At 60.4% G+C, this 15,171-nt stretch carries 12 protein-coding genes and 3 tRNA genes; 3 read left to right on the forward strand and 12 right to left on the reverse strand.

Annotated features, from left to right (window positions below):
• Positions 1-13: 13 nt before the first annotated feature.
• From R5M92_RS09160 to R5M92_RS09170, 3 genes are all read right to left on the reverse strand, one after another.
• Positions 14-1,336 carry a sodium ion-translocating decarboxylase subunit beta gene (locus R5M92_RS09160; RefSeq protein ID WP_346795621.1) on the reverse strand — a complete coding sequence of 441 codons (1,323 nt, stop codon included), beginning with the start codon at positions 1,334-1,336 and terminating at the stop codon, positions 14-16.
• A 13-nt stretch (positions 1,337-1,349) separates the two neighbouring features.
• The gene (oadA, locus tag R5M92_RS09165; RefSeq protein ID WP_346795623.1) at positions 1,350-3,155 is read right to left on the reverse strand and encodes a sodium-extruding oxaloacetate decarboxylase subunit alpha; all 1,806 of its coding nucleotides are present in this window, start codon (positions 3,153-3,155) and stop codon (positions 1,350-1,352) included.
• 75 nt (positions 3,156-3,230) lie between these two features.
• Positions 3,231-3,479 carry an OadG family protein gene (locus tag R5M92_RS09170; RefSeq protein ID WP_346795624.1) on the reverse strand — a complete coding sequence of 83 codons (249 nt, stop codon included), beginning with the start codon at positions 3,477-3,479 and terminating at the stop codon, positions 3,231-3,233.
• Between the two features lie 182 nt (positions 3,480-3,661).
• On the opposite strand from R5M92_RS09170, the gene R5M92_RS09175 reads away from it, so the two are divergent.
• The gene (locus tag R5M92_RS09175; protein WP_346799322.1) at positions 3,662-4,672 is read left to right on the forward strand and encodes a tRNA-dihydrouridine synthase family protein; all 1,011 of its coding nucleotides are present in this window, start codon (positions 3,662-3,664) and stop codon (positions 4,670-4,672) included.
• 229 nt (positions 4,673-4,901) lie between these two features.
• On the opposite strand, the gene R5M92_RS09180 is transcribed toward R5M92_RS09175, so the two are convergent.
• The 9 genes from R5M92_RS09180 to R5M92_RS09220 all read right to left on the reverse strand — a co-directional run bounded on the left by R5M92_RS09180 (position 4,902) and on the right by R5M92_RS09220 (position 11,954).
• A tRNA-Arg gene (locus R5M92_RS09180) sits at positions 4,902-4,978 on the reverse strand.
• A gap of 79 nt (positions 4,979-5,057) precedes the next feature.
• Positions 5,058-5,134 (reverse strand) — tRNA-Arg (locus R5M92_RS09185).
• 19 nt (positions 5,135-5,153) lie between these two features.
• Positions 5,154-5,246, reverse strand: a tRNA-Ser gene (locus R5M92_RS09190).
• A gap of 108 nt (positions 5,247-5,354) precedes the next feature.
• A complete protein-coding gene (gene csrA / locus R5M92_RS09195; RefSeq protein ID WP_346795625.1) occupies positions 5,355-5,543 on the reverse strand; it encodes a carbon storage regulator CsrA in 189 nt (62 codons plus the stop codon).
• A 195-nt stretch (positions 5,544-5,738) separates the two neighbouring features.
• The gene (locus R5M92_RS09200; RefSeq protein WP_346795626.1) at positions 5,739-6,989 is read right to left on the reverse strand and encodes an aspartate kinase; all 1,251 of its coding nucleotides are present in this window, start codon (positions 6,987-6,989) and stop codon (positions 5,739-5,741) included.
• Positions 6,990-7,079: 90 nt separating this feature from the next.
• Positions 7,080-9,689, reverse strand: coding sequence for an alanine--tRNA ligase (gene alaS, locus R5M92_RS09205; protein ID WP_346795627.1), 2,610 nt, complete (start codon positions 9,687-9,689; stop codon positions 7,080-7,082).
• Between the two features lie 123 nt (positions 9,690-9,812).
• Positions 9,813-10,265 carry a regulatory protein RecX gene (locus R5M92_RS09210; protein ID WP_346795628.1) on the reverse strand — a complete coding sequence of 151 codons (453 nt, stop codon included), beginning with the start codon at positions 10,263-10,265 and terminating at the stop codon, positions 9,813-9,815.
• 3 nt (positions 10,266-10,268) lie between these two features.
• On the reverse strand, positions 10,269-11,330 hold the full coding sequence (gene recA / locus R5M92_RS09215; RefSeq protein ID WP_346795629.1) for a recombinase RecA: 1,062 nt from the start codon (positions 11,328-11,330) through the stop codon (positions 10,269-10,271).
• Positions 11,331-11,417: 87 nt separating this feature from the next.
• Positions 11,418-11,954 carry a CinA family protein gene (locus R5M92_RS09220; protein WP_346795630.1) on the reverse strand — a complete coding sequence of 179 codons (537 nt, stop codon included), beginning with the start codon at positions 11,952-11,954 and terminating at the stop codon, positions 11,418-11,420.
• A gap of 121 nt (positions 11,955-12,075) precedes the next feature.
• Here R5M92_RS09220 and mutS point away from each other — a divergent pair, with 121 nt between their 5' ends.
• Positions 12,076-14,658: a DNA mismatch repair protein MutS gene (gene mutS / locus R5M92_RS09225; RefSeq protein WP_346795631.1), complete on the forward strand. Its 2,583-nt coding sequence runs from the start codon at positions 12,076-12,078 to the stop codon at positions 14,656-14,658.
• 146 nt (positions 14,659-14,804) lie between these two features.
• Positions 14,805-15,128, forward strand: coding sequence for a ferredoxin FdxA (gene fdxA / locus R5M92_RS09230; RefSeq protein ID WP_346795632.1), 324 nt, complete (start codon positions 14,805-14,807; stop codon positions 15,126-15,128).
• Positions 15,129-15,171: the final 43 nt, after the last annotated feature.

Raw genomic sequence — 15,171 nt, forward strand, 5'->3', positions numbered from 1 at the left:
CTTCCGCAAGTATCTAACCCAGATACTTGATCATGACCCCCGCCGCCACGGCAGAGCCGATGACCCCGGCCACGTTGGGCCCCATGGCATGCATCAGTAGGAAGTTGTGCGGGTTGGACTCCAGACCTACCTTGTTGGCGACACGCGCCGCCATCGGCACCGCCGAAACGCCTGCCGCGCCAATCAATGGATTGATCGGCATCCGGCTCACCAGGTTCATCAGCTTGGCCATCAATACGCCGGCGGCGGTACCGATGCCAAATGCCACGATACCCAGCCCCAGGATGCCCAGCGTTTCCACCGACAAGAAACTCTCCGCCATCAATTTAGAGCCTACCGAAAGCCCCAGGATGATGGTCACGATATTGATCAAGGCATTCTGCGCGGTATCCGATAAACGCTCGACCACACCGCACTCGCGCATCAGGTTACCGAAGCAGAACATGCCCAGCAGTGGCGCTGCATCGGGCAAGAAGAGCGCAACCAGAATCAGCAGCATCAGCGGGAAGACGATCTTTTCCAGCTTGGACACCGGCCGCAGCTGCGTCATCTTGATCTCACGCTCTTTTTGAGTCGTCAACAGACGCATGATCGGCGGCTGGATCAGCGGCACCAGCGCCATGTAGGCGTAGGCCGCCACGGCAATGGCACCCAGCAACTCAGGGGCCAATACGCTGGATACGTAGATCGAGGTCGGCCCATCCGCGCCGCCGATAATACCGATGGCGGCGGCCTGGTTGAGGGAGAAGTCCATAACCCCCAGCGATGTCAGCAACACGGCACCAAAGAGCGTAGCAAAAATGCCGAACTGGGCAGCGGCCCCTAGAAAGAGCGTTCGCGGATTCGCCAGCAGCGGCCCGAAGTCGGTCATTGCGCCAACACCCATGAAGATGAGCAGTGGCGCGATGCCCGAGGCGATAGCGACTCTATAGAAGCTGTAGAGCATGCCATCGCTATAGCCTACGCCCACGGCGACATCCTTGGCAGCGCGCAACTGGTCCGGTGCCGCCGTATCGTGAGCAATGGCTTTCAGCGTCTCCCTCCATGCTTCCACATTGGCAAGCGGGTCCAGAGTCGCGCCTAACGCTGCCGATATCTGCTGCAGTACCGCAGGCTTGGCGACTTCGATTGCTTGATCCAGGGCTGAAATCGCCAGCCCCGCTTCGGGAATATTGGCCAGAATTCCCCCGAAGCCGATCGGCACCAGCAACAGCGGCTCGAATTTTTTCTGGATGGCCAGGTACAACAGCAAGAGCCCCACAGCGATCATCACCGCCTGGCCCAACTGCAGGTTGTAAAGCCCCGACCCTTCCCAGAGAACGATTAGTTTATCCATGATCCGGGCGCCCTTAGAGTTCGATCAGCGTGTCGCCTACGGCTACGCTGTCGCCCTCATTGACCTTGATCGCGGCGACCTTCCCCGCGCTGCTCGCCCGGACTTCCGTCTCCATCTTCATGGCTTCCAGGATGATCACCACATCGCCCTCGGCGACGCTATCGCCGGGTTTGACGTTGACCTTGAAGATATTCCCGGCCAGCGGTGCGGTGATGCTAGCCCCGGATGGGGCAGCAGGGGCCGCTTCGGCCGTGGCTGCGGGTTGCTCCTGCACCTCGCCGATCTCGCCACCTTCGGCGACCTCCACGACATAGGCCTTGCCATTGAGCTTGACGGTATAGGTTTCGGGGGTTCCGGCCGGTGCCGGGGCGCTCGCCGCTTGCTGCTTGGCGGGCACTTGAGCGGCTTGCTCCTCGGCCTGGGGCGCCGGCTCGAAGGCTTCGGGATTATCGCGATTCTTGAGGAATTTCAGGCCGATCTGCGGGAACAGTGCATAGGTCAGCACATCGTCCACTTCGCGCTCGCCTTCGGCCAGGCGAATGTTTTCGTCCTTGGCCTTTTCCTTGAGCTCCGCCTGCAACCTGTCCATTTCGGCAGCGAGGTTATCGGCTGGACGACAGGTGATCGGCTCACTCCCTTCCAGCACGCGGCTCTGCAGTTCGCGGTTGAAGGGCGCCGGTGCTGCGCCGTACTCTCCCTTGAGAAGCGCCTGCACTTCCTTGGAAATGGACTTGTAGCGCTCGCCCATCATCACGTTCATCACTGCCTGGGTGCCGACGATCTGCGATGTCGGCGTGACCAGAGGAATGAAGCCCAGATCTTCACGGACACGGGGGATTTCCTCGAGAACAGCGTCCAGCTTGTCGCCGGCGCCCTGCTCCTTGAGCTGGCCTTCCATATTGGTCAACATGCCGCCGGGTACCTGGGCAACTAGAATGCGCGAGTCGATGCCCTTGAGAGACCCCTCGAAGGCGGCGTACTTCTTGCGCACCTGACGGAAGTAGCCGGCGATGTCTTCCAGCAGCTCCAGATCCAGCCCGGTATCGCGCCCGGTATCCTTGAGCATGGCGACCACGGATTCGGTGGGGCTGTGGCCGTAGGTCATGGACATCGAGGAGATAGCGGTATCGACATTGTCGATTCCCGCCTCCACTGCCTTGAGAATGGTGGCGGTCGAGAGTCCCGTCGTGGCATGGCACTGCATGTGGATCGGGATCGACAGCTCCTGCTTCAAGCGGGTCACCAGCTCGAAAGCGGTATAAGGCGTCAATAGTCCCGCCATATCCTTGATGGCCAATGAGTCGGCACCCAGCCCCTCGATGGTCTTGGCCAGATCCACCCAGCTGTCCAGGGTATGAACGGGGCTCACCGTGTAGGAAATGGTGCCCTGGGCGTGACCTTCCACGTTGCGTACCGCCTTGAGCGCCCGCTCCAGATTGCGCGGGTCGTTCATCGCATCGAAGACCCGGAAGACATCTACCCCGTTGGTCTTGGCCCGCTCGACGAACTTGTCCACGACATCATCGGCATAGTGGCGGTAGCCCAGCAGGTTCTGCCCCCGCAGCAACATCTGCTGGGGCGTATTGGGCATGGCCTCCTTCAGGGCGCGGATACGCTCCCAAGGGTCCTCGCCGAGATAGCGGATACAGGCATCGAAGGTCGCGCCGCCCCAGGATTCCAGCGACCAGAAGCCCACTTTATCCAGCTTCTCGGCGATAGGCAGCATATCGTCCAGGCGTAAACGAGTGGCGAACAAGGACTGATGTGCATCACGCAGGACGACATCGGTGATTCCCAAGGGACGTTTTATTTCGTTCATGGCGTAGGCTCGATCATTTGTAATAAGGAAACAGGCAGCGCAGGACCATCCGTTAAACGTAGCGTGAACGCATGCTTAGCGCTGATGGCGACTGCGATAGCGATGAATGGCCGCGCTGATGACGACCATCGTCTCATCATCCGAGGAAGCACTGGATGTGACACTGGGAGAGGCAGGAGCGGCGGCGGGCTCAGGCGAGAAGCGCCTGATCAGAGTCGACATAAGCATTACGGTCAATACCAAAACCGTAAGAAAAACAAAAACAAAGCCCATACCGAGGCCCATCAGGGCTAACCCGTCATTTAGCAGTTGTGTATCCTGCATATGGCTTTCTCCGTGGTGCTGCGCCCCGCGCTTGGTCCGACGCTGCCAGTCAGCGTAAAAAGAGGCTTGGCGCAATGAGAGTGATGCACTAACCTGCCACACCCTGAAAAGATTGCAAGGGCGCCATGGTGGAAGTCAACGTTGTTAATTTACTACAAGATGGCAAAATCGGCCTGGCGCCGATGGAAGGCGTCATCGATTCCGTCACCCGCGATCTGCTGACCAGATCACCAGGCTTCGATTGGACGGTCACCGAATTCGTCCGGGTAGTCGACGCTCGCCTGCCACCTCGCGTGTTTCACAAGCACTGCCCCGAACTCACCCAGGCGCGAGTCGCAACCCCCAGCGGCGTCCCGGTCCACCTGCAGCTACTCGGCTCGGACACTCGTGCCTTGGCCACCAATGCCCGTCAGGCCTTGGCGCTCGGCGCCATCAGTATTGATCTCAATTTCGGCTGTCCGGCCAAGATCGTCAACCGCCACGACGGGGGCGCGTCACTGTTACGCCATCCCGAACGTGTGTTCGCTGCCGTCAAGGCAGTCAGCGATGCTATCGACGGCGAGATTCCGGTAACCGCCAAGATTCGCCTGGGCTTTGCCGATCGGCGCCAGGCGCTTCACTGCGCGCTTGCCGCACAGTCAGCCGGTGCACGACAGCTCGTGGTCCATGGGCGAACCCGAGAGGAGGGCTACCGGCCACCAGCCCACTGGGACTGGATCGGCAAGATCCGTCATCGCCTGGATATACCCGTTGTCGCCAATGGCGATATCTGGACCCTGGAGGACTACTGGAGGGCACGCTCGCTTTCCGGCTGCAAGGACGTGATGCTGGGACGTGGCGCCCTCGCCGACCCGTGGCTGGCACCACGCATCCGACATTGGTTGACCACCGGCGAGCGCCTGGCTCCCACCACTTGGGAAATGCAGGCCGACGTTCTTCACCAGTACGCCACGATTCAGCGGCGTACTCTACCGCCGAAGATCGTGGTATCACTGGTCAAACAATGGCTGGCCCAGATGCGCCAGCGTGGCGGGGAAGCGGAAGTGCGTTTTCAGAAGCTCAAGCGCATTACCGATCTAGACACACTTCTAGACGCCCTGCTCCTGCCACGCAGCAATCAGGAACATGAACAGAGAGTCGTGAAGGAACCAACAACGGAACAGCCCCACCATTCCGAACGTGCATTTTGCTGATTCAAGAACTGCAGACAAAAAAAGCGCCCGCCGCATTGCGGAGGGCGCGAGGCACGATCGCAGGACCGAGGGCGCGAGCCACCTGACGGCCTGGCTAGGTACAACTGGAGCAACACATCAGAAAGGAAACGGTAATCGGACGATGGCAATATAGTGCTTGATACAGCGCCTGAAGAAACAACATTACCGAAGCAGAAAACCCGCTCTCGAAAGAGAGCGGGTTTGAATCTGGCGCGCCCGGGAGGATTCGAACCTCCGACCACCTGATTCGTAGTCAGGTACTCTATCCAGCTGAGCTACGGGCGCGTGATACAGCAAATACTATAATCTATCGACTATGATCGACATGAGAGCAGAACATCACAAGCACTATCATGTACAAGACTGGCGCGCCCGGGAGGATTCGAACCTCCGACCACCTGATTCGTAGTCAGGTACTCTATCCAGCTGAGCTACGGGCGCGTGTCTATAGATGTGCGTTTGGCGGAGAGAGAGGGATTCGAACCCTCGATAGGGCTATAAACCCTATACTCCCTTAGCAGGGGAGCGCCTTCAGCCACTCGGCCACCTCTCCTCAACGGCACGGCGCGAATATTACCGATTTCAGTGACTCATGTCCAGTCCATCGGGATTTTTTTCGCGCCGATGTCTTTCACCCTATCTATGATACCCATGGATACGATTATTCAACTTCCTCTGTACTGCTTCTTTCGCGCTGAATTCGCTGATAGATTTCTTCACGATGCACGGCGACATCTTTGGGCGCATTGACACCGATCCGCACCTGGTTGCCTTTCACGCCCAGCACGGTGACGGTTATCTCATCACCTATCATAAGGGTTTCGCCGACACGGCGGGTTAGGATGAGCATGGCTGATCTCCTTCTCAGACGTTTTGTTGCAACGGGATGTGTCCGCCAGAGGCGGCACCAAACCATTATGCGGCATGGCGCCGCCGGTCACCAATGGCTCCGGCACCATGACACCTGAACCTCCCGTTGAAAGAAAGCCCACCACCACTCGGCAGCGACTCCCTGTTCAGCGTAGAAGATATAAGCTCTGCTGCGTCATTCGCTTTCAATATCAGCCTTGTCCAGACCGAACGAATTGTGCAAGGCCTTTACCGCAAGCTCCATGTGCTTTTCATCGATGACCACGGAAATCTTGATTTCCGACGTGGAGACCATACGGATATTGACGTTCTCGTCCGCCAGAACGCGGAACATCTTGGACGCCACGCCAGCATGGGAGCGCATACCGACACCCACTAGCGACACCTTGGCAATATTATCGTCGCCACGCAATTCCCCCCCGCCTAGATCGGGAATAACGGTCTCTTCCAGGATGCGCTTGGTGGCCTTGTAGTCGCCCTTGGCCACGGTAAAGGTGAAATCCGTGTAGTCTCCCGCCGGCGCCACGTTCTGCACGATCATGTCGACTTCAATATTGGCATCGGCGATAGGCCCGAGAATGCGCGATGCAACGCCGGGCACGTCGGGGGTATTGAGCAGGGTGAGCTTGGCTTCGTTCTTGGTAAAGGCGATACCGGAGATCAGCGGTTCTTCCATGGAGTCCTCGTCTTGGTCGGAGTCTGCAACAATCAGGGTGCCGGGGCCATCTTCGAAGCTCGACAGCACCCGCAAGGGAACGTTGTACTTACCGGCGAACTCCACGGCACGGATCTGCAGTACCTTGGAGCCCAAGCTTGCCAGTTCCAGCATTTCTTCTACGGTAATGGTTTCCAGGCGCTGGGCCTTGGAGCATACCCGAGGGTCGGTGGTATAGACGCCATCGACATCGGTATAGATCTGACACTCATCCGCGCCCAGGGCCGCGGCAAGCGCTACGCCTGTGGTATCCGAACCACCGCGTCCGAGCGTGGTGATATTGCCTTCTTCATCCACGCCCTGAAAACCGGCGACCACGACGACCTGGCCGTCATCGAGATCCGCCTTCAAGTCATCGGTTTCGATACGCTGGATGCGCGCCTTGGTATAGGCGCTATCGGTATGGATACCTACCTGGGCACCGGTGTGCGAAGTGGCGGCAACGCCCAGTTGCTGCAAGGCCATCGCCAGCAGGGAAATGGTTACCTGCTCGCCGGTGGAGAGCAGCATGTCCATTTCGCGCGGCGTGGGGTCTTCGTTGATAGAATTGGCCAGTTCGGTCAGACGATTGGTCTCGCCACTCATGGCGGAGACAACCACCACGACCTGGTGTCCTTGCTCTCTGAATCCCTTGACCTTTTCCGCCACGGCCTTGATGCGCTCGACAGAGCCCACCGAGGTGCCGCCGAACTTCTGTACGTATAATGCCATATGCCGTTTATCCTGTTCGTTGGGATGAATGAAGGTTGGTTACCAATAAAATGTCAGGGCCGGAGCACTATGGCTACCGGCCCTTTGGTATCAGTTGAGTTTGGCTTCCAACCAGTTCGCCACACTACTCAGCGCACCGGGCAGGGCTTCCGGTTGGCTACCTCCGGCCTGGGCCATGTCGGCACGACCGCCGCCCTTGCCACCGACCTGCGACGCCACATGATTGACCAGCTCACCGGCCTTGACGCGCTCCGTCAGATCCTGAGTGACACCGGCGATCAAACTCACCTTGCCAGCCGCCTGGTCCGCGACACCCAGCACGACCACGCCCGAGCCCAGCTTGTTTTTCAACTGGTCCAGCACACCTCGCAACTCCTTGCCGGAAACGCCTTCGAGCTGGGTGGCAAGCAACTTGACGCCGTTGATCTCACGCGCCTGGTCCAGCATGTCGCTGCCGGCGGCACTGGCCAGCTTGGCCTTGAGCTGCTCCAGCTCTTTCTCCAGGCCACGGTTACGCTCGACAAGGGCTTCCACGCGGGTTTCCACCTGCTCCGGCTTGGCTTTCAGACGCTCGCCGATGCGACTCACCCGTGCTTCCTGCTCGCGGAAGTAAGCCAGGGCGTTCTCGCCGGTGATCGCCTCGATACGCCGCACACCGGAGGCGATGCCCACCTCGGCCACGATATGACAGCAACCGATATCACCGCTACGCGCAACGTGGGTACCGCCACACAGCTCTATGGAGAAATCATCGGCCCCGATGGTCAATACTCGGACGTTTTCCGCGTACTTGGCCTCGAACAAAGCCGCAGCGCCCTTCTCCTTGGCTTGATCCAGGCTCATCTGCTCGATCTTCGTGGCGGCGTTGGCCAGAATCTGCTGATTGACAATACGCTCGACCTCGTCCAGCTGTTCGGCCGTCATGGGCTCGAAATGGCTAAAGTCGAAACGCAGCCGCTCAGCGGTCACCAGCGACCCCTTCTGCTGAACATGATCGCCAAGGACCATGCGCAGCGCCTTGTGCAGCAAGTGGGTGGCGGAGTGATTGCGGATCGTCGCGGCGCGCAGCCCGGCATCCACTTCGGTGCGCACAGGGCCTCCCACCGTGAGCTCGCCTTCCACCATTACGCCGTGGTGAAGGTGATGGCCGTTCTGCTTCTGGGTATCGGTCACCTGGAAGCGTCCACCCCAGGCATGTAGATAACCAGTATCGCCTACCTGGCCGCCGGACTCGCCGTAGAACGGCGTGCGATCCAGCACCACCACCCCCTTGTCGCCGCTTTTCAACGAAGCCAGGGCGTTGCCTTCGCTGTCCACCAAGGCCGCTACCGTGGCGTCGTCTTCCAGCAACTCGTAGCCGCTGAAGTGGGTTTCGCCCTCGAGCTCGAGCGCCGCGCTGTAGTCGGCACCGAACTGGCTGGCCGCCCGGGCACGCTCTCGCTGTGCTTCCAGTTCACGCTGGAACCCGGCCTCATCCAGGGTGACGCCGCGCTCGCGACAGACATCCGCGGTCAGGTCGAACGGGAAGCCGTAGGTATCGTAGAGTTTGAACACGGTTTCACCGGGCAACACATCGCTGCCGAGCTCAGCCAGCACCGCTTCCAGCAAGGTCATGCCGTGATCCAGCGTGCGGGCGAACTGCTCCTCTTCCTTCAGAAGGACTCGGGCGATCTGTTCCCGGGTTTCACGCAGTTCGGGATAGGCATCGCCCATCTCGGCATCCAACGCATCTACCAGTTTGTGGAAGAACGGGTCGGTGGCGCCCAGCTTGTGTCCGTGGCGTATGGCACGGCGGATGATCCGGCGCAGCACGTAGCCGCGGCCTTCGTTGGAAGGCAATACACCGTCGGCAATCAGGAAGGCGCAGGAGCGAATATGGTCGGCGATCACACGCAGCGATGGCGTGGCGGTATCGGCGTGCCCGGTCGCCTGGGCCGCAGCCTGGAGCAGGTTCTGGAACAGATCGATTTCATAGTTGGAGTGTACGCCCTGCATCACCGCGGCGACGCGCTCCAATCCCATGCCGGTGTCGATCGAGGGCTTGGGCAGCGGGTTGAGTGTGCCCTGGGCATCACGGTCGAACTGCATGAACACCAGGTTCCAGATTTCGATGTAACGGTCGCCGTCTTCGTCCGCGCTTCCCGGCGGGCCGCCCCAGACCTCGGGTCCGTGATCGAAGAAAATCTCGGAACTCGGGCCGCACGGGCCGGTATCGCCCATCTGCCAGAAGTTGTCCTCATCCAGTTTGGAGAAACGCTCGGGATCGATGCCGATCTCATCCTTCCAGATGCGCTCGGCTTCGTCATCGCTGACATGCACCGTCACCCAGAGCTTCTCCTTGGGCAGCCCCAGCGTCTGAGTCAGAAAGGTCCAGGCGAACTCGATGGCATCGCGCTTGAAATAATCGCCGAAGCTGAAGTTGCCCAGCATCTCGAAGAACGTGTGGTGACGCGCGGTATAGCCGACATTATCCAGGTCGTTATGCTTGCCGCCAGCACGTACACAACGCTGCGCGGAGGTGGCACGAACGTAAGGGCGCGGGTCCCGTCCCAGAAAGACATCCTTGAACGGCACCATACCGGCGTTGGTGAACAGCAGGGTCGGGTCGTTGCCCGGCACCAGCGAGCTGGAGGGGACGATGGTATGCCCTTGTTGCTCAAAAAAACTGAGAAAGGCCTGTCTGATGTCTGCGCTTTTCATAGGGTATCCGTGACAAGAAGCGTGATGCCCCAGGGCGCTTGAGCCGCTACCCGTCGGGGTCGCAAAGGGAGCCATTATAGCGCAGTTGTCAAATGACTAAAGCCACGGATGGTAGAAGGCGGGTTACAGCTGTGCCAGAGCATGGCGAATCTGGTCGAAATCGAACCCGCGCGAGGCCAGAAAACGTTGACGGCGGGCATATTCGCGCGGGGAGTCACCGGGAGTGGAAAAGCGTCTTGCCAGGGTGGTGGCCGCCAGATCGAACCAGTCGACTCCTTCGCGCTCCTCCACCTCGGCAATGGCGTCTTGGGCAAGGGACTGGGAGATACCTCGTTGGAAGAGTTCGGTACGAATGCGTATCGGCCCCTGACCGCGAGCGACCCGGGAGCGCACGAAACTTTCCGCGAACCGTGTATCCGATTGCAGCCCTTTATCGACCAGTTCATCCAGGCAGGCATCGATCTCGTCACCAGGATGTCCTTTCGCCCCCAGGCGCTGCTCCAGCTCGGCGCGGGAATACTCGCGCCGGGCCAGTAGCATGATCGCCTGTTCGCGGGGAGTGGAGGCGCCACCCATGGCTTAGATCAGATCATCTTCGGAAGGGGCCGCGGACGCCTCGGCTTCCTCCTTCTCCTGCTTGGGCTCCACCGTGGCCAGCAACTGGCCGCGGATCTGCGACTCGATCTCTTCCATGATCTCGGGATGCTCTTCCAGATACTGGGCGGCGTTGGCCTTGCCCTGGCCGATCTTGCTGCCCTTGTAGCTGTACCAGGCACCGGCCTTGTCGACCAGGTTGCACTGCACGCCCAGATCGATTACCTCACCGGCATGGTAGATGCCCTTGCCATAGAGAATCTGGAATTCGGCCTGGCGGAACGGTGGTGCCACCTTGTTCTTGACCACCTTGACGCGGGTCTCGTTACCGGTGACCTCGTCGCCCTGCTTGACCGAACCGGTACGGCGGATATCCAGACGTACGCTGGAATAGAATTTCAGCGCGTTGCCGCCGGTGGTGGTTTCGGGCGAGCCGAACATCACGCCGATCTTCATGCGGATCTGGTTGATGAATATCACCAGACAGTTGGCATTCTTGATGTTGCCGGTGATCTTGCGCAGCGCCTGGGACATCAGGCGAGCCTGCAGGCCGACGTGGGAATCGCCCATCTCGCCTTCGATTTCCGCACGTGGCGTAAGCGCGGCCACCGAGTCGATCACGATGACGTCCACCCCGCCCGAGCGTACCAGCATGTCGGTGATTTCCAAGGCCTGCTCGCCGGTATCCGGCTGCGACACCAGCAGGTCATCCAGATTGACGCCAAGCTTTTCCGCATAACTTGGGTCGAGCGCATGCTCGGCATCGACGAAGGCGCACGTCTTGCCCTGCTTCTGGGCTTCGGCAATGACCGACAGCGTCAGCGTCGTCTTGCCCGAGGACTCGGGGCCGAAGATTTCGCATACACGACCAAACGGCAGACCGCCGATACCCAGCGCGATGTCCAGTCCCAGCGAACCGGTGGACACCGAGGGCATGACCACGCGGGGAGTATCGCCCAAACGCATGACGGTGCCCTTGCCGAACTGACGGTCGATCTGGCTGAGCGCTGCATTCAGCGCCTTGGTACGATTGTCATCCTGTGCCATTCACGCATTCCTCGTTCGAAACTGTATAATTACCCAGTATTATGCCAAATATTGGCTCACAACAAAATGGCTTCGTCCACTTAGCGGTCAATTTTCTCCTTGCGCCGTGCGATAGCGCCTCTCCACCGCAACAATCAACCCGGCGAGCGCCCTTCGCACGGCCTGCTCGCGCACCGCCTGACGATCACCATAAAAGTGGCAGCGCTCGGTCTCACATTGGTCGCCGTCGCCCCAGGCCAGCCATACCGTTCCCACCGGCTTGGCCTCGCTACCGCCATCGGGTCCTGCCACGCCGCTGACCGCGACACCCAGCCGGGCGCCGCTTTCGCGACAGGCACCCGCCACCATGGCCGTCACCACTTCCTCGCTGACGGCGCCATGAGTCTCCAGCAGCTCGGGTGGGACTCCCAGCAAGCGTGTTTTCGCCGCATTGGAATAGGTCACGTAACCCGTCGCGAAATAGGCAGAGCTACCCGCCGCGCCGGTGATCGCGCTTGCCACGCCGCCGCCCGTACACGACTCCGCCGTGGTCAACTCCACGCCATGCTTCCGGCACAAGCGGCCCAACCGTTCGGCAAGCAGCGAAACATCCAGATTTTTCAAACGGGAGAGACTCGAGGTCATGACGGCTCCTTCATGTAAGGCATGTGTTCAGCGTAGAATACTGTGTTTTCCTTGCCCACAGAACATGCCGCCCAGGACCAGCACCTTGGCCGGGGCGGGCGCACGCTCAACCAGGAAGCTCATGTCACAGCTCAGCCCTGCACATACGCCGATGATCGCGCAATACCTCAAGATCAAACGCGACCACCCCGAGGTTCTGCTTTTCTACCGCATGGGGGATTTCTACGAGCTCTTTTTCGACGATGCCAAGCGTGCCGCCGCGCTGCTGGATATCACCCTGACCCAGCGTGGCCAGTCCGGTGGCAAGCCGATTCCCATGGCGGGCATCCCCTACCACAGCGCCGAAGGCTACCTGTCGCGCCTGGTAACCGCCGGTGAATCGGTGGCGATCTGCGAGCAGATCGGCGATCCCGCCACCAGCAAAGGCCCGGTGGAACGCAAGGTGGTACGCATCGTCACGCCCGGCACGCTGCATGACGAAGCCCTGCTCGATGCCCGCCGTGACAATGTCCTCGCCGCTCTTTATCCCCATGAGGCGTCGTGGGGCATTGCCTGGCTGGAACTGTCGAGCGGACGCTTCAGCGTCGTCGAGGTGGAAGGCGAGGCGGAAATGCTGGCGGAATTGACGCGGCTATCGCCCGCCGAGCTTCTGGTGCCCGAGTCGCTGGACCTGCCGGGCGCCCTGCAGGAACTGCGCGGCCTGCGCCGCCAGCACGACTGGCTGTTCGACCTGGAGAGCGCCACCCGCAGCCTGTGCGATCAGTTCGAAGTACAAGACATGCGCGGCTTCGGCTGCGCCCACCTCACCACCGCCCTGGTCGCCGCCGGGGTATTGATTGATTATGCCCGGGACACCCAGCGTTCGCGTCTTCCCCACGTAACCGCGATAGCGGTGGAAAGCCGTGATGACGCAGTGGTGATCGACGCCGCCAGTCGCCGCAACCTGGAGATCGATACCAACCTGACCGGCCGCGGCGAAAATACCCTGGCTAGCGTAGTGGATACCTGCACCACCGCCATGGGCTCCAGGCTTCTCAAGCGCTGGCTGAACCGGCCGCTGCGCCAGCGTGACCTGGTGGGAGCCCGCCAGTCGGCAGTGGCGCTGCTGCTGGTGCAAGCGAGATACGTGGCCCTACGCGACACGCTGGCGGGCGCCGGCGATGTCGAGCGCATACTCGCCCGGGTCGCCCTGCGCAGCGCAAGACCTCGCGACCTGGCACGTTTGCGCGATGCGCTCGCCACCTTGCCCGAGTTGCAGACTCAGCTTGCCGATATCGACACCGGCAGCGCACTCGATACCGCCAAGCAACATGTCCGACCCTACCCCGAGCTCAGCGACACCCTGAACCGTGCCCTGGTCGAAAACCCACCGGTGGTGCTACGCGACGGCGGCGTACTGGCGGAGGGATTCGATAGCGAGCTGGACGAACATCGCGGCATGGCCGAAAACGCCGGCGAATACCTGGTCCGCCTGGAAACCCGTGAACGCGAACGCACCGGCTTGAGCGGCCTGAAGGTAGGCTACAACCGAGTACACGGTTACTATATCGAGATTTCCCGCGCCCAGGCCCAGAGTGCCCCGGCCGACTATATCCGCCGCCAGACCCTCAAGAACGCCGAACGCTTCATCATCCCCGAGCTCAAGGAGTTCGAAGACAAGGCGCTATCGGCAAAATCCCGCGCCCTGGCCCGGGAGAAGTGGCTCTACGAATGCCTGCTGGATGAACTGAATGAAGGGCTGAGCGAGCTGCAGGCCACCTCTCGCGCCCTGGCCGAGCTCGATGTCCTGTGCGCCTTTGCCGAGCGCGCCGAAGCACTGGACTGGATTCGCCCCGAGCTGAGCGAAGCCCGAGGAGTCTGGGTCAAGGCCGGTCGCCACCCGGTGGTGGAACGGGTCAGCGAAACACCTTTCGTGCCCAACGACCTGTGTCTGGACGATGACCAGCATATGTTGATCATCACCGGCCCCAACATGGGCGGTAAATCCACTTACATGCGCCAGGCCGCTCTGATCACACTGCTGGCCCATGCCGGGAGTTTCGTGCCCGCCAGCGAAGCGCGCATCGGCCCCGTGGATCGAATATTCACCCGTATCGGTTCATCAGACGACCTGGCCGGCGGTCGCTCCACGTTCATGGTGGAAATGACCGAAACCGCCAATATTCTGCACAATGCCACCGATCATAGCCTGATATTGATGGATGAGATCGGACGCGGCACGAGCACCTTCGACGGCCTGTCGCTGGCCTGGGCCAGTGCCGAGCACCTGGCACGCACTGGCGCGCTGACCCTGTTCGCCACGCATTACTTTGAAATGACCGCGATGCCGGAACACGCCGACGGTGTGACCAACGTCCATTTGACGGCAACCGAGCATGGCGACGGCATCGTCTTCATGCACCGCATCGAGCCCGGCCCCGCCAACCAGAGCTACGGGCTACAGGTCGCCCAGTTGGCCGGCGTACCCGCGGCTGTGATCAACCGAGCCAAGGAGAAACTGATCCAGCTGGAACAGCAGGAAGTCCATGCGGAGAACCGGGCGGTGCTGGGTTCGTCGCCGGACGCTACCGCTCCGCCGAAGCAGGCCGACCTGTTTGCCGCCACGCCACATCCGGTCGTGGAGGAGCTGACCCACCTGGCCGTGGATGAGCTGACCCCAAGGCAGGCGCTGGAAATGTTGTATCAGTGGCGAGAGATGCTGTAATGGAACACGCTTGCCGCCGACACAACGGCCCGACTAGAATGGCCGCTAAGTTTTTTATCTTATAAAAATCCATACTTTTATAACGGATTTTTAACCCATGACCGACACCGGGCGTTGAGCCCCGTAAACGCTAGAGGGATACCGACATGACATTTGTCGTTACCGAGAACTGCATCCAATGCAAATACACCGACTGTGTCGAGGTCTGTCCGGTCGATTGTTTCTACGAAGGCCCCAATTTCCTGGTCATTCATCCCGATGAGTGCATCGATTGCGCCCTGTGCGAGCCGGAATGCCCGGCGGAGGCGATATTCTCGGAAGATGAACTACCGGAGGGGCAGGAAAGCTTTATCGAGATCAACGCCGAACTCTCTGAAGTCTGGCCCAATATCACCGAAAAGAAAGATCCCTTGCCTGATGCAGAAGAGTGGGATGGCAAGACAGGCAAACTGGAAAAGCTCGAGCGCTAACCTTTTTTCAGGTCACTCTTGAGGGCCGTGCATATCGGCCGGC

Origin of the sequence: Halomonas sp. Bachu 37, from assembly GCF_039691755.1 — a bacterium.
Lineage (GTDB): Bacteria > Pseudomonadota > Gammaproteobacteria > Pseudomonadales > Halomonadaceae > Vreelandella > Vreelandella kashgarensis.